The organism is Paenibacillus sp. NPDC057934, from assembly GCF_042887565.1.
GTDB lineage: Bacteria > Bacillota > Bacilli > Paenibacillales > Paenibacillaceae > Paenibacillus_AQ.
On record NZ_JBHVPB010000008.1, the window covers coordinates 277805 to 304750 of the forward strand.

Below are 26946 nucleotides of genomic sequence, written 5' to 3' on the forward strand. Positions count from 1 at the left end.
TGTCCTCCTTTCTTGATGAGAACCGAATGGGCTTACCAGAGACTGGCTTTACCAAAACGGCGTGAGATGGTATTGGCAACATAGAGAAGAAGTACGCTCAACACCGATTTAAGCAATCCGGCTGCGGTCGCGTATGAATAACGTTGGTTCAGAATCCCCATTTGATATACATAGGTATCTACCGTCTGTGCATAAGGCATCAGAATACCGTTATTCAAATTTTTGGTCAGCAGCAAGATATCTTCAAAGCCCGCGTTCAGGATATTACCTACACCAAGCAGCAGGAAAATCGTGATAACCGGTGCAATGCTCGGAATTGTAATTTTGAAGATTTGCTTAAATTTACTCGCCCCATCAATGGAAGCTGCTTCATACATCGCTGGATCAATCCCGGCAATAGCTGCCATATAGACGATGGAACCAAACCCGATTTCCTTCCAAACGCCTACGGATACGAGAATGCCCCAGAAGTATTCTGGAATGGACAGCCAGTTGATTGGCTTGTCAATTAGAGACATCTTGACCAAAACTTCATTCACCGCACCGTTATCCACAGCCAGCATCGAGAACACTAGTCCGGATACAACAACCCATGAGATAAAGTGAGGAATATACGTAACGGTCTGAACAATACTTTTAAACACTATATTTTTTACTTCATTCAACATAAGGGCCAAAATAATCGGTGCCGGGAATCCGATCAGAAGCTTCAGCATGCTGATGCCAAAAGTATTTCTGACAATGCTCCAAAACTCCGGTGATTCAAAAAACATCCGGAAGTGCATCGTCCCGACCCACGGACTTGCGGCAAATCCCTCAAACATATTGTATTCCTTAAAGGCCATCAACACGCCCCACATCGGAATGTAGCTGAAGATCAGAATGAATATAATCGAGGGAAGAATCATGAGCTGAAAATCCCACTGCCGGGCGAACCTGCTCCAGACTCCCGTGCCCGGAGCTTTCGTGCTCAAGGGTTTATACGCCTTGGCCGGTACGCCACTAGGTATCGTTTCTTTTTTCATAGCATCACCATTTCTTTCATTTGATGCTATTATCTTACCGCTAAAGTGAAAGCGATCTCTACGAGAAGAATTAACGATTATTTTACATAATCAACGGTCTTGTAAATTTTATTAATAGATGGATAACTCCCACAAAGAATACCCATAACTGGTTCCTCGCTCCTGACCATTCAGGCGTACATAACGAGCCTCTGCCGGATTGAAACTGATCTGCTCCAGACCCCCTTTGCCTGATTTGGTATTATGCACCTGTGTCCAGGTCTTGCCGTCTACTGACAACTCAATGGTATATGCCTTGGCATAAGCTCCTTCCCAGTCCAGCACTACACGGCTAACTGTCTTCACCGCTTCAAGGTCTACCTGAATGAACTGGACATCAGTGTTGGCAGACTCCCAGCGGGTTCCAGGATCACCATCTACCGCATATACAGCAGCCTGAACAGAACTAGGCGAAGAGGTGACGGGCTTGTGCAGCGCGAGATTCAACGTATTGACTTCTGCCACAGGCTGCTGCACGGCGGCCTCTTCATAACCAGAGGCTTCCACTGTAATCTCATAATCTTTAGCAGCTTCGAAGAGCGCACCATCCAGTTCGATTTGTCCTGCGCTTATCGTAAATTGATCTGCTGTCAGTTCCTTGTCGTCTACCTTGATAGACTCTACTGCCGTTCTCCAGGCCGGACTGTCAGGGAAAGTAATGTTGACTGGCTGACTGTCGGCGCTGGCTGCAGAATCCGCCTTGAGGGCAGGCGCCGCGAGCAGATTAGTTCCAGTTCCATAAACTTCAAACTCCCATAGCGAATAGCCATAAGGCGTACCTCGCTCCGTCCCTGTCAATTTAACATAACGGGCGGTTGTAGGATTAATGCTCAGTCTCTCTATGCCTCCAGCACCTGTCGTTGTCGCATAGACTTGATTCCAGCTAGCTCCGTTCACGGAAGTCTCTATTTTGTATGACTTGGCAAAAGCACCCTCCCAGTTCAGAACAATATAGTTGATAGACCTGGAGGCGCCCAGATCAACTTGGATGAACTGTGGATCGCTGAAATCGGATTCCCATCTGGTGCCGGGATCGCCATCAAACGCGTAGCGTGCTAGCGTCTTCGGATTCGGTGAAGACGTCGCCGTCTTGTTCAAAGCCAGATTCGGACCGGTTGGACCGTTGCCTGTCGTGTTTTTAGTCGGGTCAACTTTGACCAGTTTCTTGGCTGCCACCTTGGCAGAACCAGTTACGCCGCTGGCATTGCGGAAAGTAACCGTAATTTCGGCGTCTGTCGGATTCCAGATCAGCGCCTGGTAGGCGGAGCCTTTTTTATATACAGTGGCACTGTGTCCGTTGGTCGCCCAAATATCGGTGGTGCGCTTTCCAAGGGATGCCATGCTGTGCACGAACCAGTAGGTATTGAACAACTCATTCTGCTGCACAGGAGCAGGATTCCATTTATTGAGCACCGCCTGCGGATCGCTCAGAGCCTGAATCGGCCATACAATGTGGTACCAATCCTGTTCCACACCGCCGTTGTCGGCCACAAAACCATTGTACAGCCCGGCAACCTTCGCAGTGTCTTTTTCAAAGCCATAGCTGGTCAAATATTCTGAAGTCGGCAGCCAGTGGATACCGTACACATATACCGGATCACCATTGAAGAAGGTGCCAAAGAAGTTGGAGCTGCCATACACCTGACCTACGGTCTTATGCGTGTAGCTTGGAAGCCAATTGTCGTTGTCATAATTGAACCAGTATTGCTTGACTGCATTCAGTTCAGTGGTGAATCCCATGATGGAAGCATCGCGGTAATTCTTCTGCCCGGTCAGGGCGCTCCACATGTATTGTCCAACCCAACCGAACAGCGACTCCCCTGCGGCTTCCTGGTTGTTGCCACTGTCATTGTCGGCATAGCCGCCGGCCCATGAATGGCCTTCATAGGCATCGAAGCTGCGCATGTACGGATATTTAGGATCGGTCTTGGACGGGTTCGCATAATCGCGGATCAGCTCGTCAACCATACCGCTGTATTTGTTCTTGAAGTCATTATCGAAGGTCGCCAGCACTGCGGAAGCAAACACATAATAGCCATAGGTAAAGTGATGGTCGGTAATGCCGGAGTTGGCCCCGAATTCACTGGTCTTATAGATCAGCGTACCCCAATCGGGGTTGTAATCGAAGAAGTAATCCGATTCTCCAGCTGTATACGTGTACCAGTCTGCAAGAATAGTCTTCATTCTGGACAGGAACAGATTCTTGTAATGGTCATTGCCAATCTGATCCGCGATCAGTACGCCCATCGCTAGCGGATGAAGCTTCTTGCCTTGCCAGTAGGCGTCGGCTTTCATAAGATCGGTGGCAGTATCCGTGTCCAGTATCGCCAACTGGTTCAGCAGCGTCTGACGTGAATAGGTTGGATCATCCGGTTCGGTGAACTGCGGTACAATGCCGTAGAACTTGTCAACGGTCCGGAAGGTGTTGCCTTCACTCACTTTCATCGTACCCCGAATGGATGGATAGGACAGTGCTGTCAGCGGTGTAGTCGTTACCTTCCATTGGTGTGGAAGCTGCGCCATGAGGGTTGTATTCGCAAACCCCGGGCGTTTCAACTGTGTAGTCACATTAAAATCCGTCGTGACGTCAGAGGTGGTCTCATTAAAGCTGTACGCTACTTTGGTATCGGTTACAAAAGCATACGCGTGCTGATGGTAATAGCTGAGATCTGCAGTTTTCGGAATGGCTGCCAGTGACAAATAGTTCTGTCCCTGTCCGAGTTGAATTTTCAGCTTGGAGCCTACCTTCTTAAAAGTCGTTCCCGGAGGAGCGAACACGCCATACGTTCTTTTTACCATCGCAGGTGTAGGCGCGCCATTGGAATTGGTGATTTCTAGTCCGATATGATCCGCGGTGATCGACGAGCCATCAACCGCCAGAATTTCTGTGTTCTGATCATTGAAGAAGCGGACCGAAGCCGGCAGATAGAGCTCTGGGCTGTTCGGATCACTGAATTCCGAGAAAAGATACGGTGAGCCTTTGACAAAAGTGGTTTTCAGCTTCTCCGCGGTTCCGTCGCTCAGTACTGCGACTGCGGACCAGTCTCCGTACCCAGTGATGCGATTGGTCATGGAAGAGGTATTGATGTTGCTGGCCATCAGGTACAGGTCCGGACTGCCCGCCGCTTCCTGCGCCCTTCCGTCCGCACTTAAATAGCCAGCGCCAGGGTTCAAGACGCTAAGTCCTTGCTTGGTATACTTGGATTTAAGCGGCAGGGTAATAATACCGTTGCCGAGCTTGTTGACCATAATCGATTGCCACCAGTCATTCGACGGCAGCGGTGCGTTCAGATTGTCGGCTTTGTAGAGCGGGTATTTAGGCTGTGGAACCGAAGTGTTATTCATAGAATGGCTGCCCTGTCCCACTGGAACTGTAGTAAGGACCGGCAATGGAGCAATAGTATAGGTCGGTCTTGGATCACCCTGCACGTAATCATAGGCTTTGAATTCAAAAATCGAGTAGCCAAAGGTAGTCGCTCGGGCGATTCCCTTCATCCGCAGGTAACGACCACTGGAATACACAGGCAAGTTGAGTGTTCCCCCGTCGCCATGCATTTCGCGATAGATAGTAGTCCAGTTGTTCCCGTCATTGGAGAGCTGGATATCATAGATACGACCGGCAGCCGCTTCCCAGTCGATAATCACCCGGCCCAGCGTGCGAACGCTGCCAAGATCCACTCTGATCCATTCATCATCTGTCGGGTTGGAAGACCAGCGGGTATCCTTGTTACCATCAACCGCCAGTTGTGGCAAGGTAGAATTCGGAGGCAGGTAAGGAGACTGCTCATAAGAGGAGGCCGTTACCGGACGGTTCAGGGCCACGTTCGGTCCAAGGGCCACCGGTGGAGGATTGACACCACCTGTACCGTAAATCTCAAACTCGAAGAGCGAGATGCCATATTGCGGTAGCGCTTTCTCAGTAGCTTGAAGGCGTACGTATCTACCGGTGCCGTTTACTACGAAATCTTCAATGCCACCGGTACCGTTCACCTTGGAATGAATCTCATTCCACTGCAGTTCATCTTGGGACACCTGAATTTTATAGGCTTTAGCATAAGCGCCTTCCCAGCGCAGTACGATCCGGTCTACTTGGGCCGAGGCGCCAAGATCCACATAAATCCAGTCATTTGGATTTCCCCAAGAGCTGCTCCAACGCGAGGATGTATTGCCGTCCACCGCCAGATCAGGCGTGTTATTTCCTTCCGAGCCAGACGCATAGGCTGGCCTGTCAAGGGAAAGTAGGTATGAAGGTGCTGCCTCCGCCCGCTCGGGAGCAACCAGCACCAGGCTGAACAGTAGGGATAATACAAGCGTCATCGCCGTAAACTTTGTACTTTTGTTACCTTTCATCTTATTGAATGGTATCATTAACATTACATCCTCCTTAAATATGATCATTTAAAAATGGTCAATTATGATCTTGCACTTGCATTTCTTTTCATAAACCTGCGGGGGCATCCTCTCCTTTTCATTAAAAAGGCTATAAATTGCCACATCCATGAAGCGCTTTCATTAATTCGTGTACAATATAACTTTTTATGTATGCGGATACAATTATACAAAGCAACGATTTCATGCAGTTTTACACGAACTTCCAAATCATGTGAACTTCACCTAAAAAGAAGCAGGCCTTTCGTAGCATAAATCCAATTATAAAAAGGCCGACCCCTGAAGGTCAGCCTTAGTACGATCACGCCTATGTTACGATCCTATGTTATGACTGTTCCGCCCCGTCTTCCTGTAATACCGGCTCCTCATCCCGAAGGGCTTCCAGAATCTGTCCTGCAAGCTTCTCTCCGATGGACAATGGACGAAAATCCTCGATACTGGCCTCTTTGATTTTCTTGAGTGAGCCGAAATGCTTCAGCAACAGCTTGCGCCGTTTCTCGCCAATGCCGGGAATGGAATCAAGCTTCGATGTGACCATGGACTTCCCGCGCTGCTCGCGGTGGAAGGTGATCGCGAATCTGTGCACTTCATCCTGGATGCGCTGTAGCAGATAGAACTCCTGGCTATCACGCGCAAGACCGACCGGCTCCGGGGGATCTCCGACCAGCAGTTGGGCCGTCTTGTGCTTCACGTCCTTCACAAGCCCGCAGACCGGAATGAACAGACCGAGTTCGTTCTCCAGAATGTCTACCGCAGACGAAATCTGCCCTTTGCCGCCGTCGACCACAATCAGGTCGGGCATCGGCAGATTCTCCTTCAGCACCCGTTCATAGCGCCGACGAATGACTTCACGCATCGTCTCATAATCATCCGGCCCTTGAACCGTGCGTACTTTGTACTTGCGGTACTCCTTCCGGGCTGGCTTGCCGTCGATGAACACGACCATCGCCGACACCGGATTTGTGCCCTGGATGTTGGAGTTATCGAATGCCTCGATCCGGTGAAGAGATTCCAGGCCCAGGCTCTGGCCCAGGCTGAACGCCGCACCCGAGGTGCGTTCTTCATCCCGCTCGATGAGCCGGAATTTCTCATCCAGCGACACCCGTCCGTTCTCGCAGGCCATGCGCACCATCTGTTTCTTCAGGCCGCGCTGCGGCACCAGCACCTTGACGCCGAGCCATTCCTGAATAGCTGCTGCTCCGCCAGCAGCATCCACAACCCCGGCTGCGGCCGCTTCTGCTGCCGCAGCTTCACGCTGCGCAGCCTCTTCCGCCGTCTCCGGCTCTTCCTCTGCGCCGTCCGCCTCACCGGCGGCAGCCGATGGAGACGACGTCTTCACCGGCTGCTCTTCCGCGGTGGCTTCGCGTACCGCGTCCGGCAGCAGGATCTCCTGCGGCAGCGCAGGGTTGTCACTGTAATATTGAGTGACGTATGACATAAAGTCACTGTACGCTTCGCCATAGAACGGGAAGGCCGACGAGTGCCGCTGAATCATTTTACCTTGACGCATGTACAGAATCTGCACACACATCCAGCCCTTATCCACCGCATAACCGAAGACATCACGGTCTTTGGTGTCGGCAGTATTGATATTCTGCTTCTCCATCAGAGCCTCAATATACATGATCTGGTCACGCAGCTCCTTAGCCCGCTCGAAGTACAGTTCCTCAGCCGCTTCCTGCATCTTCTGCTGAAGATCCTTCTTGACCGCCTCATGCCCGCCTCCGAGAAAAGCAGCAATACTCTGTGTGATCTCTTCATATTGGGATTTCTGAACCTCTTTCTCACACGGAGCCAGACATTGGCCCATATGATAATAGAGACAGACCTCCTTCGGCATCACGCCGCATTTGCGCAGCGGATACATCCGGTCAAGCAGCTTCTTCGTCTGCTGGGCAGCATAAGCATTCGGATATGGCCCAAAATATTTGGCTTTATCTTTAATCACCCGGCGAGTTACTTCCAGTCGCGGGTGAGCTTCATTCGTGATTTTCAAATACGGAAAGGTCTTGTCGTCCTTGAGCTGCACGTTGTAGCGCGGCATATGCTTCTTGATCAGGTTGCACTCCAGAATCAAGGCTTCCATATTGCTGGACGTGACAATATACTCGAAATCGGTAATATCGAGCACAAGACGCTGGGTTTTGCCGTTATGACTGCCTGTAAAATAAGAGCGAACTCGGTTCTTCAGCACCTTCGCCTTGCCCACATAAATAATGGTGCCTTCCTTGTTCTTCATCAGATAACACCCGGGCAGGTCGGGCAGCAGTGCCAGCTTGTTGCGGATATGATCCATATGATCCATGTTTTACCCCCACCTAAATCCTTCCCCTTGGGGAGACGCCGCAGAGCATGATCTAATCAGACACCTAATTCAGGCAGCTAAAAAAGAGAGCCATGCTGCGGATAATTTATCTCTAATTATAGCACACAAAGCGCCTCCGGAATGAACCGAAGGCGCTAAGTAACAGACCCGTAAAGGCCGTATCAAATCTTATTGATGTTTGGCAACAATATTTTTCAGGGATTCTTTGGAGTTCAGTCCCACTACTTTATCAACCGGTTGACCGTCTTTGAAGAAGATCAATGTCGGAATGCTCATTACGCCAAAGCGGGAAGCTGTTTCCGGGTTCTCATCCACGTTCACCTTAGCGATTTTCACGCTGTCACCCAGTTCTGCGGACAATTCGTCCAGAATCGGAGCAAGCATTTTACAAGGGCCGCACCAAGGAGCCCAGAAATCTACAACAACAGTCCCTTGACCTTCCACTTCATTGGTGAAGGATTGGTCAGACACGTTCACGATAGCCATGATATGTTCCTCCTTTTAGTTTTGCGAAGCCATGCTTGCTTAGTAAGCCTGAAGCTTAGGTTGGCATAACAGCTCCGAAATTATAGTGAATAAATTGTTTCATGTAATATGATAACCAGATTACCAATTACCGACACGCTCTAAGTATAACATATTTATAATGAATTTGTGAAATGTCTCATACAATTATATTGCTCTCCAGTTATTTTCCGAGAATACTCTTATCTTTACAAGAGGTCAGCAGGTTCGTTATACTTATAGAAAGCGCATTATTTGTCAATGACTTATCTCATAATGATTTAAGAATGCAGGCCTGGCGCTTGCAAGGAGGCAAAGACTATGGATGTCAACGCGCATGTACGTGACCCGCGGGAGCATGTCAACGAAGAGCCCCGCAACGACCTTGGCGATTTGATGAACGGATTCTTCGGCATGACAACCTTCATGGCGGTAGTATTCTTCGGCATGGTCATCATCAAGTTCATTCTTTCGGAATAGCAGGCACGGCCCATCACCGTCCGTCTTTACTATCGAAGCAAAAATCCGTTACCTTCTTTCAGAGGAAGATAACGGATTTTTTGCTTTAATTTATAGAGATAAACTTCAGATTCGAACGTAAAGCTCTGTCGTCACTACGATGTATGTCTGGACTTCCGGTCGCTGTTGTCCCTGCATATATGGTTATCGCTTGCCGCGTTGATTCTCCCCGTACAGCGGAATAACATCCACAAACGGGGCAATCCTATCCATCAGCCGTTGGCCCTTGTAAATCTCCTCGCCATCCTTGCTGGTGAAGCTGAGATGCTTCTCCAGACCCTCAAGCGGATAGTTCGAGGTGTAGAAGGTCGGCTTGCGGTTCATCCGGTAGTTCAGGATTGCCCCCAGGATATGGTCGCGTGCCCAGGGATTCAGATTCTCTGCACCGATATCATCAAAGATCAACAGATCACAGTTCTTCAGCGTATCCACAGTTTCCTTCAGCTTCTGGCCATCCATCATGATCGACTTCAGATCCTCGATAAAATCAGGCATATATACGATCACGCCGTTATAACCAGCCACCGCTAGTTCGTGTAGCAGATAGCACATAAGGAAGGTCTTGCCGGTTCCGAACGATCCATGCAAATAAATGCCGTGCGGGGTCAGACCCTTCTCTTTTGTAGTGGTAATATAATCAAACAATTTATTAACGGCAGCCCCCCGGCGGGGGTCCTTACCCATAATATCGATCTCGTCGTAACCACCGTGCAGGACTCGCTCGTCCACATAAAAGCTGCGGATTCGCTTGCGAATGCTATCTTGACCATCCTGCGCCACCTTCAGCGCACACGGCGTCTTGCGTTCATACAAATCCGGCGCACCGCTGACACTTTCCACAGTTAGCTTGCTGTAATGGCCCGGAAAATCATTCGGGCATGCCGCAAGGCCGGGACAGTTAGCACAGTGGCGACTTTCTTCCACATACTGGTACAGGCGGCTCAGATGAAGCCGCAGCCGTGACTCGTCCAGCTCGGGATGTTCTTCCCGGAGCTGCTTCACCAAGGGATGGTTCAGCAGCCCTTGCTCCAGATCACGGGAACGCTGGCGCAGAGCGGGATTGTTCATTGAACGCAGCACATCGCCCGTAGACTCCATTGTTCCACCACACTTTCTTTACGGCGCCTTGGAGACGCCTTTTTTCTTACCAGCCTTAATTTCGGCAGCTTTCTTCATCATGGCCGCGAATTCCTCTTCTGATACCGTTCCGGCGCTGCCATCATCCAGCGCTATCGGAATATCCGGCTTCGCCGGACGGTTTCCGTTCCGCGTATAAGTGCGTGTACGGCCTCCGGACGCCGGACTGCTCGCATTCTTGCCTTTAACCTTGGACTGATCGCGGATATACCGCACGGCTTTCTCGTACGTATTGACCTGCTTAACCAGCATATTGGAAGCAATCGCCTCTACGAAATTACGGTTCATCCGTTGGTCACCACCAGAAGCAACCATAGTCATTAAGTAATGAATAAGGACGTTGATAACTTCGCCGTTCAATTTATAGTTCAAATCAATCTTCTCGAACATGTCAAGCAACTGCCCCGGCACTGTTCCCGGGAAAAATGTTTGCAACAGCCGTGTATAAGGCTCGTTGCGCAGCATCATATTATATTGGTGAATATCGCATTTGGATAGAAACTGTGGAGGGACCTCCACATAATATTCCATCTCGACAGCCTGTTCCGGTGGAGCAATTGCGTCGTTATTTTCCTCACTCACTGCAGCACGGAGGGACACCACCTTAGCAGCAGCAACTTCACGTTTCTCCTGCCGTTTCAGGTCCTGCCGGAAATGCTGGCTGGCGATATGCTGGAGCGTGTCCAGAATGACCTCACCGTCCGGCGCGAACACTCCATCCTCATCCAGCAGGCGACATATATCCTGCGGGCCCAGATCATACTTGCGGGCCACATAATTAATGACCCCCATCTGGTTATGATCGAAGCGCAGCTTCTCCACATGGGAGCGGTTCACCGATTCTCGCGGGAATCGCAGAATAATATCGCTATATCCAATAGCCTGATCTCCATCCTCACGGGCACCAGGCTGTCGCACAGTGGCAACCTCGGCCAGCGCCTGCTCCAGCTCATAATCAATCACATGTGTGTTGAGCTCAAAAATATCGTAGAACGGCAGCGAGATGTTCTCCTTGCCAAGCGAGCGGCGGCTAAGCTCCTCCGGCTCCCGGGTCCAGAACTGCTCCCGCAGCGCCAGCACAGCGAATTTGCCGATTTTGTCACGCAGCAGCAAGGTTAGATGCTGGGTAGCAAAAAACTCGGTTGGCGACAACGGAGCCAGCAGCTCATATTCATACATATAGTCATCCGTCTCCGGCATATAAATCCGGCAGGTCTGCAATAACCCCACCGCTTCAAGCCGGGAGGCCTGATCAATCAAATATTTACGGCCTTTCTCGTTTGGTTCTACGCCCAGTGTCATGAAGAGTCGACGTTGCTGCTCCACTCCGGAGTAGCCGATAGCCTCTGCCGGGATATGCTCGAAAAGCAAACGGTACAGACTGATAGCGAACGCACCCACCATAGGCTGGTATACGGAGCCCAGCATTCGTCCATCAAGCACACTAAGGCCGAATTCGCGGGAAACGCAGTACCGATGATGTTCGGTAAAATGATGTAAATGACTCATGCGCATCTGCGGAAACCTCCCCCTTGTCTGCACGAATTCATATAGAGTTCTATTCTATCACAAAAAACACAGCCGGAAATGTAAAAAAAAGTGCAATTTCGACCTTTTCCGCGAACCACTGATTCTCAGCACCAGCTATCCTTTTCCAAACCCTTATACATAGCCGATTTTATTCCTGCCAGTCCCTATTTATTCTTTAAGAGGGCTTTTTTTCATCTGTCTTCTCAATAAAAAAAAGAAATCACAGTCATCGGAATGACCGGATTTCCCGGCAGACTGAGAGCCCTTTCAAAATAGGGGGACAGTCCAGTTTAAACTTTATATGTCGTTGTAGGGCTAAAACATTTTGTAGCCGCCGATCCGCAGCTTGCGAATCGTCCAGCCGCTGAGCACAGCACCGATCAGACCAGCAATCCCCGTGAGATAATCGACAATATGGAAGGAAGATAAATGCTCCAAGAGAGTCATGGCGCTGCGATCCCAAATAGAATACACAACGACCGGTAAAATGACGATTACAAATAGGTAAGCTGGAAACCAGGTGGTCTTCATTAACATGTTAAGGATAAAGCCAATGCCGAACATCATGACAAAGAACAAAACGGACAGAACAAACACAGGAATCAATCCCATCTACCGTCTTCACCCCTCTCTATAAAGAACCGCACATCTAACTCGAGCTAGTAGTAAGTTTACTAGAAAAAATGTAACGAAGCAATGAACTTTATTTGAACAGGGTGTGTCTTGTTTGCTCTTGAGCCGTTGCATGCGATACAATGCAACTAGGATAAATTGGACCCTACATAGTCTATACTTCCGAAGCTAGTTTTACCGATGTATCTCTACGAAGCTTATGCTTTGTAAAACTTAGTGTACGCTTTCGAAGCTAGTTTTACCGATGTATCTCTACGAAGCTTATGCTTTGTAAAACTTAGTGTATGCTTTCGAAGCAAGTTTTACCGATGTACCTCTACGAAGCTTATGCTTTGTAAAACTTTTAAGGAGTGAGAACATGAACGAAGCCGCTTTAACCCTGGAAGGGTGGTACGCCCTGCATGACTTCCGCTCTCTGAACTGGACCGCTTGGACGGCAGCTGATGATGAAGAACGTGCCGTTGCTCTGGAAGAACTGCATGCTTTTATACAAGAATGGGGTCCTGTGGAAGAAGCCAAGCAGGGCAGCTCCGCAGTATACGCCATTGTAGGCCAGAAGGCCGATTTCGTACTGATGTACCTGCGTGAGACCCTAGAAGACCTGAACCGGCTGGAGACGGCCTTTAACAAGACCGCCTTCGCCCAATATACAACGAAAGCCTATTCTTATGTCAGCATTGTTGAGCTTAGCAACTATGCTGCAAGTGGAAGCAGCAACGGCGGAGATCCAATGCAGAGTCCTCATGTCCAAGCACGGCTCAAGCCTATTCTGCCGCAAGCGAAGCATATCTGCTTTTACCCGATGAACAAGAAGCGGCACCTGGACGACAACTGGTATACTCTCGATATGGACAAGCGGCGTGAGCTGATGCATTCTCATGGCCTGATTGGCCGCAGCTATGCCGGCAAAGTAAAGCAGATTATTACAGGTTCCGTCGGCTTTGATGACTGGGAGTGGGGCGTAACTTTGTTCGCTGAGGATGCGCTTCAGTTCAAGAAGCTGATCTACGAAATGCGCTTTGACGAAGTAAGTTCCCGTTATGGCGAATTCGGTCCTTTCTATGTCGGCAACCTGCTGACACCAGATTCCTTCGAAGAGATGTTGAAGTTATAAAGTTCGAGAATTTCATACGTTTCCACAACAAACGGGGTGTCCCCAAAGCCATGGCTTTGGAGACACCCCGTTTTATGGTAGAACATCCAGGCTGCAATGATGCACGCTTGTCCTTCATCACAGCCTGACGCTTTACTTATTCTTCTTCAGGTCCACCCTCAGCATCCTTCAGGCTTTCCAAATACTCTGCTGTCGCCCGGTCACGAGCCCGTCCCTTATCCTTCAGACGTTCAATGCCCGGCAGAATCAACAGATCAATCTCCTTCTGAACCATATAGGCCAGATCATAGCGGTTCTGATCTTCAAGATAAGAACCCACTTCAATCAGACCGTTATAACGGTCCAGTTCCTCACGCGTAAGTAGTCCTCTCACTTGCACGCTGCAATGGCGCATCTTAGAGGAATCTGCCTTTTTTCAATACGAGCGGAATGCCGCCAATAATGAATAGGTAACGTAGATCCACGACTTTCTTCAGTTGAGCAGCTGTCCAACCTTTATAAGTCTTGGTACCAACTACGGCAACGCCTTGACCCCTACCGAGCGAAGCGACTACACCTTTATTGCTGAATACAAATTTCTTCGGCTGCTGGTTGCGGATGGATGCCACCAGGTTATGCGCACAACATTCACCCTGTTGCATAGCAATCTGAGCGGTCGGCGGGTAAGGCCGTCCTTCTGGATTGATCATCAGCGAGCCGTCACCAATGATGAAGATGTTGTCATGACCAGGTGCACGCAAGAACTCGTCCACTTTTACGCGGCCGCGCATGGCTTCAAAACCTGCTGCTTCGATAAGACGGTTACCACGAATACCGCCCGTCCATACGATTGTGGATGATTTGATTTCTTCACCAGTTGCCAGGATAACACCGTCAGGTAGACATTCCTTGATGGCTACGCCCATCTTGAAAGTAACGCCCTTCTTAGTAAGTACAGCCATTGCATGCTCAACCAGTTCAGGTGCAAAACCCGGCAACGCAGTTGGAGCAGCTTCAACGTTGTAGATGTTAACGAGACTTGGATCTACGTCGAACTCTTTGCAAAGTTCAGGAACCCGGTCAGCCAACTCGGCTACAAACTCGATTCCGCTGAAACCGGCACCACCGACCACGAAGTTGATGTGCTCCTGTGCATTGTTGTCGTTCTTGTACTTAGCAAACTGATATTCGATATGCTCACGAATCAGACGCACAGAGTTGATGCTACGAATGGTCATTGCATATTTATCCAATCCTGGAATGCCAAAGGTTTCAGGTTCTCCACCCAGAGCAATCACAAGATAGTCATACGAAAGTGTGCCATCCTCAAGGATGACCTTCTTCTGCTGGGTACGGATTTCTTGTACCGAGGACTTAACGAGATCAATTTTAAATTCATCGATCAATTTGGAAATAGGCACACGAGTATGCTCAATGCTATCCGTGCCGGCTGCTGGCATGTGAAGATGGGTTGTGAAATAGTGGTACTCATGTCGGTTAACCAAAGTTACGTCAGCCTCATTGTAATTTAACGCCTTTTGCAACCGCTGGGCGGCCAAAATTCCTCCGTACCCCGCGCCTAGGATTACGATTTTGGGAATACTGCTCATGTTCCGACTCCTTCCAACAGGTCAATCTGTCTATGTGTTATTTTTTGAAAACCATTTTTGTGAAATTATACACTTAAATTCAGAGGAAATTCCAATCAAACTTAAAGTAAATTGAAAATTGACATATCTATTGTAAACCTAACTGCATTATTAATCAAATGATATCATCAAAAAATGGATATCGCTTAAGCCAGGTCAAATTCTTTGCAGGTCTCACCCACAATGTTTATAATGGGAGTGTAAACAAGTATGGCAAATTGAATATATCAACTCGGAGGTGTAATATCCTGTGACTCTAGATTCTTCTGGCGTTCCTATGAGCGACCTGCTAATCATAGGCGGCGGTCCGGCCGGCATGTTCGCTGCATTTTACGGCGGTATGCGCCAGGCATCAGTAACCCTTATTGAAAGTATGCCCCAACTTGGAGGACAGCTTGCCGCTCTTTACCCTGAAAAATATATTTATGATGTGGCTGGCTTCCCAAAAGTTACCGCACAGGAGCTGGTGGACAATTTGAGCCGCCAAATGGAGCTGTTCCAATCCGATATCCGGTTGGAAGAGAAGGTCGTTTCCGTACAGAAACGCGATGAACGCCATTTCGTGGTAACGACTGACAAAGCAGAATACCACAGTAAAGCAGTGATCATCACAGCTGGAGTAGGCGCATTCGAGCCGCGTCGTCTGGAATTGCCAGAGGCACAGCGTTTCGAGAAAGCCAACCTGCACTATTTCATCAACGATCTGAACGCCTTCAAGGGTAAAAAAGTGCTGATCAGCGGCGGTGGTGACTCCGCAGTAGACTGGGCTTTGATGCTTGAGCCGATTGCTGAGCAGGTCACCCTGATTCACCGCCGGGATAAATTCCGGGCGCATGAGCATAGCGTGGAGAAGCTGATGTCTTCCAAGGTGAACGTTGTTACCCCAACCGAAATTACCGCCCTGCATGGCGAGGAATTCATAACCAAAGTGACATTATCCCATATCAAGACCAAGGAAACGCAGGAAATCGAAGTGGACAGCGTAATCGTCAATTTCGGATTCGTTTCGTCATTAGGCCCCATCGCTGAGTGGGGAATTGAGATTGAGAGCAACTCTATCGTGGTAGACTCCCGTATGGAGACTAACATCGCGGGCATTTTTGCCGCAGGTGACATTACGACTTATCCGGGCAAGCTGAAGCTGATTGCTGTAGGTTTTGGTGAAGCTCCGACTGCCGTGAACAATGCGAAGGTGTATATTGATCCAGAGGCCAAGCTCTCTCCAGGACACAGCAGCAACTTGAAGCTGTAGAGGTTTGCCAAACCTCTCTTAAGACATGGCACATCAATTTTTATACACTAATACGCATAATTTATCATAGCATAATAAAAGGGTATCCTGCCGTCGGCTTAACACCAAGCCGGGATGGATACCCTATTTTGTGTGACTTGCGGTTTGATATATGTAGCTGCTGCAGAAAAACGTCTGCGTCTTAATGGAGTACCGCATGACCTGGAGAGTGTAAGTTCCGTTTGCGAATTTCAACGAGTAACAGAGCGATGAAATCATGCTCTAGTTGCAGCTCTATTGCTCTATGGTAAGAGTCAAGCAGCATCTCATCCGACAATTCAACCATAACGATCACCTACCTTTCCTTTATTTGGATCTGAATCTATCATATCAAACTATCATTTTTCGAACAAGCGTTCTCACTATCCACAAGTACATGTGGAAATCCTGTGCATAATTTGTGTGTAAGGGTTAGAAAGAGTACAGCTACGCAGTGGACTATGGGGATAAGAGTTATACACAGGAGATTTTCCACTTGTATACAGAAAAAAAATTTTCAGAATTGTCATATTTTACGGTAATTATCGCCTTAAAGGAAACACAACTAAACGCAATTTTATCCTACTACTTCTATTATCGTCAATTCTTAAAAATTATTTAATTTATTGGGGACGTGTATTCACTTCTAAAATCCATATTTTACCACTTAAATCCACGGCATAATCAAACCCCAACTCACCTATTCCGGGGAAATGCCGCTCAAGCAATTCAATACAAATCAGCGTCAGACGACGCATCTCGGCCCGCTTTGCAGTTGACTTCACCCTCGGAAGCGAGCGTCTCAGCCCTTCGCGGCAGCTCAGCATCGTTCCACCTTTACATAAATTGGTGACAAAAAGACCCGGCCGAGCCAACCGCCCCACCATTGAACGAAATTCCCAGTGCTCACCGTTCTTCACTACCTTGACGCGATAGTCAATGGGCCGGCCAGCAATCCGTGCTAGGGATATCCCCTGTTGGATCAAGTATCTGCGCCGCACTCTTACTTTGTTCAGGGCATTTCGCATAGCGTTAAAATCACGGTAGATCCGTGTCTTCGACATATAAGTAAATCCATACCCTCGCCGGTCGCGGAACACCTTGATCACACCGTAGCCTCCGCCACCCACAATGGGTTTGATGACTACATTTCCGTATCTGCTCAGCATAGCCAGCAAAGCAGCGTCACTATATTGCTGTGTTCTTGGAATGTAACCGGCAACTCTGGAATCGCTAAGCAACGCCTCGGTTTTCAGCCATTTGCTGGCCAGTTGTCTTCCTGCCATCGTCCTCCCTCTCCCTTCATTATCGTAGCCTACCGTATACTTTACTCAGAAAGTGCCCCGCCCTCCTGTATGATTGTCCGTGCCCGGGCCGCTAACAATAAAAAGGGGCGATCGTGCCAGGAGCAACCGCCCTTGACACAAGCCCAAGATACTGCATTTTTCGGCAAAAAAATATAATCCTTGGCAAAGGCAAGAAAAAACAAGAATGGGCAGAGATAACCGCGGAATTTTGTCACAGGCTGCCCAGGAGAAATACGACACGTTTTGTAAACGCAATCAAATGAGCTGTAGCAAGCAAGAAACCGCTTTTCAAACCTGGGCAAGTATCGTATAGTAAAAAATAATCATGACAAAAATCGAATCATTATACATGGGGAGGCGCTCTGGATTGGCTCAATTTTTCGAGGTATTGTATTGGGTGGCGATGATCGCTATGTCCGTTGTTCTGGCGGGAACGACCCTTATGGTCTGCGCTATCGGCTTTAAGTTTATTAAGGACCGCCGCAGAGTACTCGGGGCAAGCTGCATTGCCTTCTCTCTGGTTGCCGCAGGAATGATCGTGTTCATGGTCAATTACAAATTTATTATCCCAGCATGAGAAGGCAGCAGCTTGAATGCTACATATAATAGAAGAGAAATTTATCAGTAAGACAAGATTCATAGACAGCAAACAAATAAACCTGCGGCTTCAGGACTTTACAGTCCCGAAGCCGCAGGTTTTTGTCTTTGTACATCACTCCGATGATACTCATCCAGGAATGAATTTAAATGCTTAACAGAGTATTTTTCGATTGACACTGCTGGAGAGGACATGCGTATAATTAGGTAAAGTACCATAATATGGAGGGTGTTTATTGAAAACAATCAAAGCTATCCATGTGCTAGTAGTTATAGTGATACTCCTCACCTCCTGCGTATCGAGGCAAGACAGAAAATTTAATGACTTAGTCACCCAAGCCAATCAGCATCAGGATAATCTGGATTATGAAGCAGCTCTAGAGGTGTACAACAAAGCTTTAGAGATCAAGGAAGATGTTGACGTACGTAGCGCCACAGTCAGATTAAAGACAGAAGTGACTCAAATCCAAGAGGTTAAAGCTATCGTGTCCAAAATCAAAGAGCAGACTAGCCAATTTAAAGGGGTTCTAACGAATAAGGATGTTACTGATTTGTGTGGAGGACTCCTTGAATCCTTATCACGACTGGAAAACTACGATACTTCAGCAGACACCGCGGCCTCTCAATACGTCAGTAAATTAAAAAAATCAACCACTTTTCGTTTATTAAAAGTGCAAATCGAAACCGCGCAAGTGCTTAGTTCAGGAAAAGGCAGTAAGAAAATCCCTTACGAATCTACCGAGAAAATTCTCAAGACCGCTACCGGCTTGTTCGACGAATTCCCCTTCCCGCCCAGTTTCTCTTCTGTAGGCTAATTCCCTTAACTTAATGATAATAAAAAACCTCCCGAAAGTGTATTGGCATCATACACCATTCGGGAGGTGAAAATCTGCAATCGGCTTCCCGGCATCCGTAGCCGTACAGAAGCTGCTGCCACAGCCGCATGTAGCGGTTGTGTTAGGTTTGTTGATGGTGAAGCCTCCGGTCATGCCGGATTTCTCGAAATCGATCTCCAGACCGTTGAGGTAGCGCAGATCATCAAGGGTTTCAGCGATTTATAGTTTAAACTAAGAGTACTGTTGATTGTATTTTAGATGAGAGAGCTAGAAATCTAATGGGCAAGGCAATGATTATTATCGTAAAATGATGTTCTCATACACCTCAACGTTAGTATAATACGAATTAGAAATATTATACATTTTATAGTGAGGTTTTTTCTTTAGTGTAGTTCTTTCCATCTCTAACCTTCTCGATTCTTTCAACTTTTTTTGAATACGGAGTTTGAAAGCAGGAAATAGATATTGGTATAGAAAGGGTGGAGATACACATGTTAAAAAAAATATTTTTAATAGCCTTTGCAGTGACTATAATTTCAGGAGTGGCATTAAGTGCAAATTCAAAAGCGGATTCCGATCCAGAATCGGTAGCCCTAAATAAGACAGAAGCAAATCCTGTTAACACTGATCTTCCATTAGATACTGTAAATACTCTAGATACTCTAGATACTGTAGAATCAAGACTCGCACGGTCGTATTTCAATCAACTATATACACCTTATGGCATTTTCGTGCCAGTAGATGAACAAAGTATCTTCAAAGAATCTGAGATAGCAAGAAAGTTAGATCAAATCGGATCTAATACGAACCAACTAATTTTTGAAGGCAAGATCTTATTAAAAGTAGATGAATCAACATTAGCGAAATTGTATCCCAGTTGGATATTCACAAATGAAACAGATAAAAATTCGGCTGATACTGATGTTCCATCAAGTTTAGCAAAATAGTAAATTCATAAAGAAGGAGCCGTTGTTGTTCGACAATGGCTCCTTCTTGGCTTTCTTGTTTTACTTAATCATTGACAGATCCATATTCACTAATAGTGGTGTTACCAATATTTTGGATTTCCGATAACAAGTACCCGCTTGAACATTGAAAAATGTTATTGTTCTAGTAGCGTTTGAAAAGTTACCCGTAACTGGTATATCTTCTTTTTCAGACGACGACAATTCTTTCGGCAACTTCAATCTGGTCTGACTTAACCCAACCTATTAAACTATCATCTGCTTCATATTCTTTTAAATCTGGTGATAGCAAAGTCTAATCCCTGCTGAAACGTTATCCTCGGGTATTCTTCTTGATCGAGTCTTCTTCCAATTGGCGCTCTCCGTTGTTTCTTGTTCAACATAAAAAAACCTCCTGAAAAAGTGTATTTTGCATCATACACAATTCAAGAGGTTCGAAAACCGCATCACTTCACCAATTAACAAGGCTCCGCATTCGGCGTTCCGGCATCTGTAGCCGTACGGAAGCTGCTGCCACAGCCGCAGGTAGCGGTTGCGTTGGGGTTGTTAATGGTAAAGCCTCCGGTCATGCCGGATTCCTCGAAATCGATCTCCAGACCGTTGAGGTAGCGCAGATCATCCTTCTCAACCACGACCTTGAGGCCCTCCACGTCCATGTATACGTCTTTGTCGGTCTCGTTGTCATCGAAGCCCATGGCGTAAGAGAACCCGCTGCAGCCCCCGGCTGCCACACCCAGACGCAGGAACATACCCGGTGTCTCCTGTTCTCCAAGCATTGTCTTCAACTGCTCCGCAGCTGTTTCACTAATATTAATCATAACAGTACCTCCCTAAATCTTAATGTGATGCTCCGGCGAATTCGTCAGGAACATTCCGGTATTAAAGGTCCAGAGGACCAAAAGTTATTTTTCTGAAGTAAGTTAAGTATACTCCACTATCCCCCGGCTCTCAAGTTATAACTGCCGTGATCAAGGTTATTGATTACACCTAAGCAGATGTGCTTCAGATGTTGCTCCCCCCAAAAGAGAGGTTTATAATAGGGGAGGCAGCCCGAGAAAAAATTCAAAAATTTGTCACGGGAAGAGCTGGCGCACTTATCGCTACAGGATAAAGAAATGCCTGGAATTCAGGCAGGTCTTGGTATAATACTGCGATGCATAGTTTTTGCTTCGCTAAACTTTCAGGAGGAAATGATATGTCTACTCTTATAACCCCTCATACGGATGCCAGAATGGCAACCATTATTGAGAAAGTCCGTGGCGGAGAACGGTTGAATCTGGAAGATGGCGTTTATTTATATGAAAGCAACGACTTGCTAACCATCGGCCAGTTGGCCAATGAAGTCAATCTTCGCAAGAACGGAAACAAGGTTTATTTTATCGAAAATATGAGTCTGTATTTCACCAATGTCTGCGAATCTCGCTGCGCATTCTGTAATTTCCGCAAAGACGACGGAGAAGAAGGCGCATATACCCTTTCAGGTCCGGAAATGGTGCAATATGTCGAACAACACATTAATCCAGGGGTGCGGGAATTCCATATTGTCGGCGGGCATAATGATAAGGTACCCTTTCAATATTATGTCGATTCCTTGCAAGCTCTGCATGACAGATTTCCCGAAGTTACTCTAAAAGCCTACACGGCGGCAGAAATTGACTTTTTCACTCGAATCAGTGGACTGAGTATCCGGGAAGTGCTGGAAAAACTACGGGCAGCCGGTCTTAAAACGTTAACTGGTGGCGGCGCGGAAATTCTGTCTGACCAATACCGTAAAAAAATGCGGGTGGATAAAGCTAACGTCGAGGAATATCTGGAGGTTCACCGGACCGCGCACAACCTTGGCATGAGGACTCATACGACCATGTTATATGGCTCCATCGAGTCTCGTGAGGACCGGATTCGCCACATGCTTCAAATTCGCGAATTGCAGGATGAAACGAACGGCTTTATGGTATTCATTCCACTGTCTATGCAGCCTAAGAACAAGAATGCCGGCATTATGCGCCGCAACTCGGCTTATGAGGATCTCAAGACAATTGCTGTAAGCCGATTAATGCTGGACAATTTCGACCATATTAAGGCGTACTTCATTAATATCGGTGCGCAATTAACACAAGTGGCGCTCAACTTCGGTGCATCCGATGTCCACGGGACGATCCTGAAGGAACGCATCAGTCATGCTGCAGGTGCATTGACTCCTGAAGGCTTGACCCGTGATGAGCTCATCTGGCTGGTGAAAGGTGCCGGACGAATTCCTGTCGAACGCGATACTTTCTATAACGAAATCAAGGTCTACGAATAAGAAAGCCGGAATCCGCCGGCTATGCCTATCTGAAAGGAAGTAAGGTCTCATGCGAACACTGCTTGTTCTAGGAGGCGGCTACGGCGGCCTCGCCCTTATTCAAGAATTGATTGGCAACCATCTTCCCTCTGACGTAGAAATTGTTTTGATTGACCGGATGCCCTATCAGGGCATCAAGACGGAATACTATGCGCTTGCCGCAGGTACCGTCACCGATTACCATCTGCGCATCCAGTTCCCGGTTCATCCCCGTCTGACCGTCAGGTACGGCGAGATTGCTTCGATTGACCTAGAGAGCCGGGTGGTATCCATGGAGGGCGGCGAACCGGTCTCCTATGATATCTTGGCTATTGCTCTGGGCTGTACGGATAATTACCACAACATCCCCGGAGCGGAGCAATATACCCACAGCATTCAGACATTCGCGGGTACACGTGAAACATACCGTCGCCTGAATGATATCAAACCCTACGGTAAAGTGAATATCGTTGGTGGGGGACTCAGCGGGGTTGAGCTAGCAGCAGAGCTAAGGGAAAGTCGTCCTGACCTCAACATCTCCATTCTGGATCGAGGGGAACGTGTGCTATCCGCCTTCCCGGCGAAGCTCTCGCAGTATGTGGAGGAATGGTTTAACGCACATCACGTGGAGACTGTATCTCGTGTCTGCGTGTCGCACGTCGAGGACGGGGCTGTCTTTAATGGCGATCAAGCCATTGCCTCAGACGTAACCGTGTGGACCGGAGGTATCCAGCCAGTCAAGGTCGTTCAAGACCTGGATGTGGCGAAGGATCGCGGCGGCCGGGTTATTCTCGACGAATATTACCGGGTGCCACAGTATCCGGAGGTGTTTGTGATCGGCGACTGTGCGAGCCTGCCATTCGCCCCAAGTGCCCAGGCAGCTGGAGGGCAGGGTGAACAGGTAGGGCAGATTCTGCAGGCGCTATGGCGGAATGAGACGCCAAAGCTGCATGAGATCCGCCTGAAAGGCACATTAGGCTCCCTCGGCAAGAACGCCGGATTTGGACTCATGGGCCGGCGCTCCGTCATGGGCAGAGTCCCCCGCCTTCTTAAGAGCGGGGTGCTCTGGATGTCCAAACGTCATTTTGGCTAAGACTGGATGGGACTAGTCCAGATCAATATTGAACCATTCTTCCAGTTCTTTGATCTTGGCATCTATTGCTGCTTCCAGTTCTTCTGCGGTCTCGGCTTCCACAATTTCGCCTTCAACCATGGCGAACGGAGCCAGGTAGCATTGTCCGCAATTATTAAGACAGCCATATTCAATGACGTCATATTCGGGGTTTTGTTCCAGCTTGATGCGCAAACGATCGGTTCCGTGACCGGCATTGCTGGCACAAAATTCTATTATTGGTCTCATGATGATCTCCCTATTCTGTCCTAACCATTTTATTTTTTAAACTTTTGTACTATAATAACACTAAGAAAGGAGTGATTGAGAAATGAGTGAAACTACACAAAGCACGTCCATGTATGATGAAGTGCTGGAAGTGCTCGATAAGCTCCGTCCGTTCCTGCAACGCGATGGCGGTGACGTGGAACTGATTGATGTCGAAGACGGCATTGTTAAATTGAAGCTGATGGGTGCCTGCGGTAGCTGCCCAAGCTCCACAATTACTCTGAAAGCTGGGATTGAACGTGCCCTCATCGAAGAAGTAGAAGGCATTGAAGAAGTTATTCAAGTATTCTAATCCCGTTCTATAGTTGTCCCGGAAGCCTGTTAAAGGCTTCCGGGCTTCTTTTTTTGAATATAGGAACAAATAGGCTCTCCGATTATTAGCCAATTTAAATGAATTCAACAGTTCTCGTCTAATATGCGCATTATCATACCAAAAACCCCCGCAGCCTTCAAGGCGCGGGGGTTTGCTGTTAAATATGATCTTAAAATGCAGGAATGATCGCGCCTTGGTATTTCTCTTCGATGAACTTCTTAGCTTCAGGAGAAGTCAGAGCAGCAGCCAGCTTCTTGATCGCGTCGGAATCCTTGTTGTCTGGACGCGATACCAGAATGTTGGCGTACGGGGAATCTGCACCCTCAATGAACAAAGCATCTTTGGTTGGTACCAGCTTAGCTTCCAGAGCGTAGTTTGTGTTGATTAGGGCAAGGTCTACTTCATCCAATTGACGTGGCAGCATTGCTGCTTCCAATTCAACAATTTTTAGATTCTTTTTGTTCTCGGTGATATCCGCTTTAGTTGAAGTGATATTCTTGTCATCCTTCAACGTGATTAGACCATTCTTAGCAAGCAGAATCAGTGCGCGTCCGCCATTGGTAGCATCGTTTGGAATAGCTACTGTAGCGCCGTCTTTCAGTTCGTCAATCGATTTGATTTTCTTGGAATATGCGCCGAAAGGCTCTACATGAACTGCAGTTACGGAAACCAGATCAGAACCGTTCTTTTGGTTTTGGTCATCAAGGTATGGTTGGTGCTGGAAGAAGTTCGCATCCAGTTGCTTCTCAGCTAGCTGCACATTTGGTTGTACATAGTCGGTGAATTCTTTGATTTCCAGCTTGATGCCTTGTGCTTCAAGCAATGGAGCAATAGCTTTCAAAATCTCAGCATGAGGTACAGGAGAAGCTCCAACTACCAGAGTTACTGGGTCAGCAGCAGGCTCAGTGGTCGGCTCTGCGGAAGTATTGGCTGGAGCGTTAGTTGCAGCCGCATTTCCGGAATTGGAAGCAGTATTGTTATTACCGCAAGCAGCCAGCACCAGAATCAGTGTCAGGCTAAAAAAGGTCAGTAGTACTTTTTTCATTTGTAAATCCCCCTCAAACAGTATGTTTTTTTGTAATAAGGATATCTATAATAAATTCCCCTTATTTCCTTGTAAAATACTTTACCAGCCGGTCACCGGCCATTTGCAGCAGCTGCACCAGAATGACCATTATTACTACAGAGATAATCATGACTTCCTTCTGATAGCGTAGATACCCATATCGGATGGCCAGATCGCCGAGTCCTCCTCCGCCGACTGTTCCTGCCATCGCCGTATAAGAAACGATGGTAACGATGGTAATGGTAATACCGGCCAGCAGACCCGGTCTTGCCTCCGGCAGAAGTACCCGCATAACGATCTGTCCTGTGGATGCTCCCATTCCTTGTGCCGCTTCGATAACCCCACGATCCACTTCCCGCAGTGCCGTCTCTACAAGTCGAGCGAAGAATGGTGTTGCCGCAATAACGAAAGCCGGTATTGTTCCCAACACGCCAATGGTTGTCCCAACAACCGCTTTACTGACAGGCATTAGGACTACAATTAAGATAATGAACGGGATGGAACGCAGGATATTCACTACGAGAGAAATGACGGAATAAATAGCTTTTAAAAAGGTCTGATCCGATCTCCCCCATAAATATAGCATAATTCCGAGTGGTAAACCAAGAATAATTGTGAATATTCCGGAAATTCCTAACATTTTCAGGGTGGATATTGTGGCCTCCATCATTTCCGGCCAGTTCGTTTCGCTAAAATTCAAGCCGCCCATTACGCAATCACCTCCACATCAAGACCTTGAGCCGTCAGTTCTGCGATGGTCTGTGCAATCTTCTCGGCCTCTCCTTCAAAGCGAACGATCAGTTGCCCGTAGGGCACATCCTTGATCGTAGAGATGGTGCCCGAAAGAATAGCAAAATCAACGCCTGTCTCTCGTGCAATCTGGGACAAGGCAGAGCCGTACGTTTTGGGCCCGAGGAAGGTAATCTTAACCGCTTGGGCTGAGCCATCATGGGAGGCGTCAATAGCTGCTCTGAGCGGCCCATCATGCTGTGCCTCACTACGGATAAATTCGCGGGTAATCTCATGCTTGGGCTTCAGGAAGACCTCCGTCACTTCTCCCTGCTCCACAATGCCGCCGCCATGGATGACAGCTACCCGGTCACAGATGCTCTGGATCACATGCATTTCGTGCGTAATGAGCACAATGGTCAGATGGAATCGTTTATTGATATCCAGCAGCAGCCGGAGAATCGAATCCGTCGTCTGCGGGTCAAGTGCCGAAGTCGCCTCGTCACAAAGAAGCACATCCGGGTCGCTGGCCAACGCACGGGCGATGCCGACACGCTGTTTTTGACCGCCTGATAACTGAGCCGGGTACTTGTCCCGATGTTCCTCCAGCCCTACCAGAGCCAACAATTCCTTGACCTTATTATCAATGAAATTCTTTGAAGCGCGTGTCAGCCGCAGCGGAAAGGCGATGTTCTCATATACGGTAGCGGAGGACAGCAGATTGAAGTGCTGAAAAATCATTCCGATCTTGCGGCGCTTCTCCTGAAGCTGACCTTCCAGTAATTGTGTCAGCTCGACGCCATCTACCCAGACCTCGCCTTCGGTCGGACGCTCCAGCAGATTAATGCAGCGGATCAGCGTGCTTTTCCCTGCCCCGGAATGGCCGATGACTCCGAAGATTTCCCCTTTTTTGATCGACAGGTTTAGACCCGAGAGTGCGGTGGCGGTCTTGCTCCCTTTTCCATATACCTTAGTTAGACTCTTTAGCTCTATCAAGCTGCCGTCCTCCTTTAACGATAATATCAGTGAATTATACAAAAAAAGCCCCCGACGATCGTTTGCAGATCGCAAGAGGCCCTGTGCGCTTATAGACAATGCCGTCTCATCTGCCAACGTCCGCACTCACACGGCATTGTAGGAATTAGCACCATGGCACTTATGTACACGTGGTTCACGCATAAACATAAATCGGTTGCCGGGCTTCATCGGGCCTATCCCTCCGCCGCTCTCGATAAGATATGTGATATAGTGTTGTAGGTTGTCATAAAATATCCAGCCTAAGAAGGCATGATTTAGTATA

Annotated in this window: 25 protein-coding genes, 1 pseudogene and 1 riboswitch; of the genes and pseudogenes, 9 read left to right on the plus strand and 17 right to left on the minus strand. The window is 48.0% G+C overall.

The window, feature by feature from the left end; genetic code table 11:
* Positions 1 to 32 precede the first annotated feature (32 nt).
* The 4 genes from ACFVRY_RS19830 to trxA form a co-directional block, all read right to left on the minus strand.
* Positions 33 to 908: an ABC transporter permease gene (locus tag ACFVRY_RS19830; RefSeq protein ID WP_387502125.1), complete on the minus strand. Its 876-nt coding sequence runs from the start codon at positions 906 to 908 to the stop codon at positions 33 to 35.
* 228 nt (positions 909 to 1136) lie between these two features.
* The gene (locus tag ACFVRY_RS19835; protein ID WP_387502021.1) at positions 1137 to 5414 is read right to left on the minus strand and encodes a discoidin domain-containing protein; all 4278 of its coding nucleotides are present in this window, start codon (positions 5412 to 5414) and stop codon (positions 1137 to 1139) included.
* Positions 5415 to 5778: 364 nt separating this feature from the next.
* Complete coding sequence (gene uvrC, locus ACFVRY_RS19840) at positions 5779 to 7758, minus strand: excinuclease ABC subunit UvrC (protein ID WP_387502022.1); 1980 nt, start codon at positions 7756 to 7758, stop codon at positions 5779 to 5781.
* Positions 7759 to 7947: 189 nt separating this feature from the next.
* On the minus strand, positions 7948 to 8265 hold the full coding sequence (trxA, locus tag ACFVRY_RS19845) for a thioredoxin (protein WP_066376474.1): 318 nt from the start codon (positions 8263 to 8265) through the stop codon (positions 7948 to 7950).
* 339 nt (positions 8266 to 8604) lie between these two features.
* Between trxA and ACFVRY_RS19850 the strand changes: the two genes are divergently transcribed.
* A complete protein-coding gene (locus tag ACFVRY_RS19850; RefSeq protein ID WP_139085089.1) occupies positions 8605 to 8763 on the plus strand; it encodes a YqzM family protein in 159 nt (52 codons plus the stop codon).
* 183 nt (positions 8764 to 8946) lie between these two features.
* Here the strand turns inward: ACFVRY_RS19850 and dnaI are convergent, their stop codons facing one another.
* The 3 genes from dnaI to ACFVRY_RS19865 form a co-directional block, all read right to left on the minus strand.
* A complete protein-coding gene (dnaI, locus tag ACFVRY_RS19855; protein ID WP_387502023.1) occupies positions 8947 to 9900 on the minus strand; it encodes a primosomal protein DnaI in 954 nt (317 codons plus the stop codon).
* Positions 9901 to 9918: 18 nt separating this feature from the next.
* Positions 9919 to 11454: a replication initiation and membrane attachment family protein gene (locus ACFVRY_RS19860; protein ID WP_387502024.1), complete on the minus strand. Its 1536-nt coding sequence runs from the start codon at positions 11452 to 11454 to the stop codon at positions 9919 to 9921.
* Positions 11455 to 11784: 330 nt separating this feature from the next.
* Positions 11785 to 12081: a YuiB family protein gene (locus ACFVRY_RS19865; RefSeq protein ID WP_387502025.1), complete on the minus strand. Its 297-nt coding sequence runs from the start codon at positions 12079 to 12081 to the stop codon at positions 11785 to 11787.
* Between the two features lie 379 nt (positions 12082 to 12460).
* On the opposite strand from ACFVRY_RS19865, the gene hemQ reads away from it, so the two are divergent.
* The gene (gene hemQ / locus ACFVRY_RS19870) at positions 12461 to 13216 is read left to right on the plus strand and encodes a hydrogen peroxide-dependent heme synthase (RefSeq protein ID WP_387502026.1); all 756 of its coding nucleotides are present in this window, start codon (positions 12461 to 12463) and stop codon (positions 13214 to 13216) included.
* Positions 13217 to 13352: 136 nt separating this feature from the next.
* On the opposite strand, the gene ACFVRY_RS19875 is transcribed toward hemQ, so the two are convergent.
* Together ACFVRY_RS19875 and ACFVRY_RS19880 are read right to left on the minus strand one after the other, a co-directional pair.
* The gene (locus ACFVRY_RS19875; RefSeq protein WP_387502027.1) at positions 13353 to 13610 is read right to left on the minus strand and encodes a hypothetical protein; all 258 of its coding nucleotides are present in this window, start codon (positions 13608 to 13610) and stop codon (positions 13353 to 13355) included.
* Between the two features lies 1 nt (position 13611).
* Positions 13612 to 14805, minus strand: a complete 1194-nt coding sequence (locus ACFVRY_RS19880) for an NAD(P)/FAD-dependent oxidoreductase (RefSeq protein WP_387502028.1) — start codon at positions 14803 to 14805, stop codon at positions 13612 to 13614.
* A 316-nt stretch (positions 14806 to 15121) separates the two neighbouring features.
* Here ACFVRY_RS19880 and ACFVRY_RS19885 point away from each other — a divergent pair, with 316 nt between their 5' ends.
* Positions 15122 to 16096: an NAD(P)/FAD-dependent oxidoreductase gene (locus tag ACFVRY_RS19885; RefSeq protein WP_387502126.1), complete on the plus strand. Its 975-nt coding sequence runs from the start codon at positions 15122 to 15124 to the stop codon at positions 16094 to 16096.
* A 181-nt stretch (positions 16097 to 16277) separates the two neighbouring features.
* Here the strand turns inward: ACFVRY_RS19885 and sda are convergent, their stop codons facing one another.
* Together sda and ACFVRY_RS19895 are read right to left on the minus strand one after the other, a co-directional pair.
* Positions 16278 to 16421: a sporulation histidine kinase inhibitor Sda gene (sda, locus tag ACFVRY_RS19890; protein ID WP_083205409.1), complete on the minus strand. Its 144-nt coding sequence runs from the start codon at positions 16419 to 16421 to the stop codon at positions 16278 to 16280.
* Positions 16422 to 16737: 316 nt separating this feature from the next.
* Entirely contained in the window at positions 16738 to 17400 is a 663-nt protein-coding gene (locus ACFVRY_RS19895) for a YheC/YheD family protein (protein ID WP_387502029.1), read from the minus strand.
* Between the two features lie 388 nt (positions 17401 to 17788).
* On the opposite strand from ACFVRY_RS19895, the gene ACFVRY_RS19900 reads away from it, so the two are divergent.
* A complete protein-coding gene (locus ACFVRY_RS19900; RefSeq protein WP_387502030.1) occupies positions 17789 to 17998 on the plus strand; it encodes a hypothetical protein in 210 nt (69 codons plus the stop codon).
* A gap of 256 nt (positions 17999 to 18254) precedes the next feature.
* Positions 18255 to 18833 (plus strand): hypothetical protein, encoded by a 579-nt coding sequence (locus ACFVRY_RS19905; protein ID WP_387502031.1) that lies wholly within the window; start codon positions 18255 to 18257, stop codon positions 18831 to 18833.
* Between the two features lie 48 nt (positions 18834 to 18881).
* Here the strand turns inward: ACFVRY_RS19905 and ACFVRY_RS19910 are convergent.
* Positions 18882 to 19058 (minus strand): annotated as a pseudogene (locus ACFVRY_RS19910) (HesB/IscA family protein); the annotation flags it as partial.
* Positions 19059 to 19345: 287 nt separating this feature from the next.
* Between ACFVRY_RS19910 and ACFVRY_RS19915 the strand changes: the two are divergent.
* Entirely contained in the window at positions 19346 to 19801 is a 456-nt protein-coding gene (locus ACFVRY_RS19915; protein ID WP_387502032.1) for a hypothetical protein, read from the plus strand.
* A 476-nt stretch (positions 19802 to 20277) separates the two neighbouring features.
* Here the strand turns inward: ACFVRY_RS19915 and ACFVRY_RS19920 are convergent, their stop codons facing one another.
* Positions 20278 to 20637 (minus strand): HesB/IscA family protein, encoded by a 360-nt coding sequence (locus ACFVRY_RS19920; protein ID WP_066376425.1) that lies wholly within the window; start codon positions 20635 to 20637, stop codon positions 20278 to 20280.
* Between the two features lie 377 nt (positions 20638 to 21014).
* On the opposite strand from ACFVRY_RS19920, the gene mqnE reads away from it, so the two are divergent.
* Complete coding sequence (mqnE, locus tag ACFVRY_RS19925) at positions 21015 to 22121, plus strand: aminofutalosine synthase MqnE (RefSeq protein ID WP_066376423.1); 1107 nt, start codon at positions 21015 to 21017, stop codon at positions 22119 to 22121.
* A 49-nt stretch (positions 22122 to 22170) separates the two neighbouring features.
* Positions 22171 to 23232, plus strand: coding sequence for an NAD(P)/FAD-dependent oxidoreductase (locus ACFVRY_RS19930; RefSeq protein ID WP_387502033.1), 1062 nt, complete (start codon positions 22171 to 22173; stop codon positions 23230 to 23232).
* 12 nt (positions 23233 to 23244) lie between these two features.
* Here ACFVRY_RS19930 and ACFVRY_RS19935 read toward each other — a convergent pair whose 3' ends face one another.
* On the minus strand, positions 23245 to 23499 hold the full coding sequence (locus tag ACFVRY_RS19935; RefSeq protein ID WP_387502035.1) for a YuzB family protein: 255 nt from the start codon (positions 23497 to 23499) through the stop codon (positions 23245 to 23247).
* An 82-nt stretch (positions 23500 to 23581) separates the two neighbouring features.
* Between ACFVRY_RS19935 and ACFVRY_RS19940 the strand changes: the two genes are divergently transcribed.
* A complete protein-coding gene (locus ACFVRY_RS19940; protein WP_066376413.1) occupies positions 23582 to 23830 on the plus strand; it encodes a NifU family protein in 249 nt (82 codons plus the stop codon).
* A 190-nt stretch (positions 23831 to 24020) separates the two neighbouring features.
* Here ACFVRY_RS19940 and ACFVRY_RS19945 read toward each other — a convergent pair whose 3' ends face one another.
* The 3 genes from ACFVRY_RS19945 to ACFVRY_RS19955 all read right to left on the minus strand — a co-directional run bounded on the left by ACFVRY_RS19945 (position 24021) and on the right by ACFVRY_RS19955 (position 26642).
* Positions 24021 to 24896, minus strand: a complete 876-nt coding sequence (locus tag ACFVRY_RS19945; protein WP_387502037.1) for a MetQ/NlpA family ABC transporter substrate-binding protein — start codon at positions 24894 to 24896, stop codon at positions 24021 to 24023.
* Between the two features lie 61 nt (positions 24897 to 24957).
* Positions 24958 to 25626, minus strand: a complete 669-nt coding sequence (locus ACFVRY_RS19950; RefSeq protein WP_387502038.1) for a methionine ABC transporter permease — start codon at positions 25624 to 25626, stop codon at positions 24958 to 24960.
* Positions 25626 to 26642: a methionine ABC transporter ATP-binding protein gene (locus ACFVRY_RS19955; RefSeq protein WP_387502039.1), complete on the minus strand. Its 1017-nt coding sequence runs from the start codon at positions 26640 to 26642 to the stop codon at positions 25626 to 25628. Before ACFVRY_RS19955 ends, ACFVRY_RS19950 begins: the two co-directional genes overlap by 1 nt.
* A gap of 103 nt (positions 26643 to 26745) precedes the next feature.
* Positions 26746 to 26884: riboswitch (SAM riboswitch) on the minus strand.
* Between the last annotated feature and the right edge of the window lie 62 nt (positions 26885 to 26946).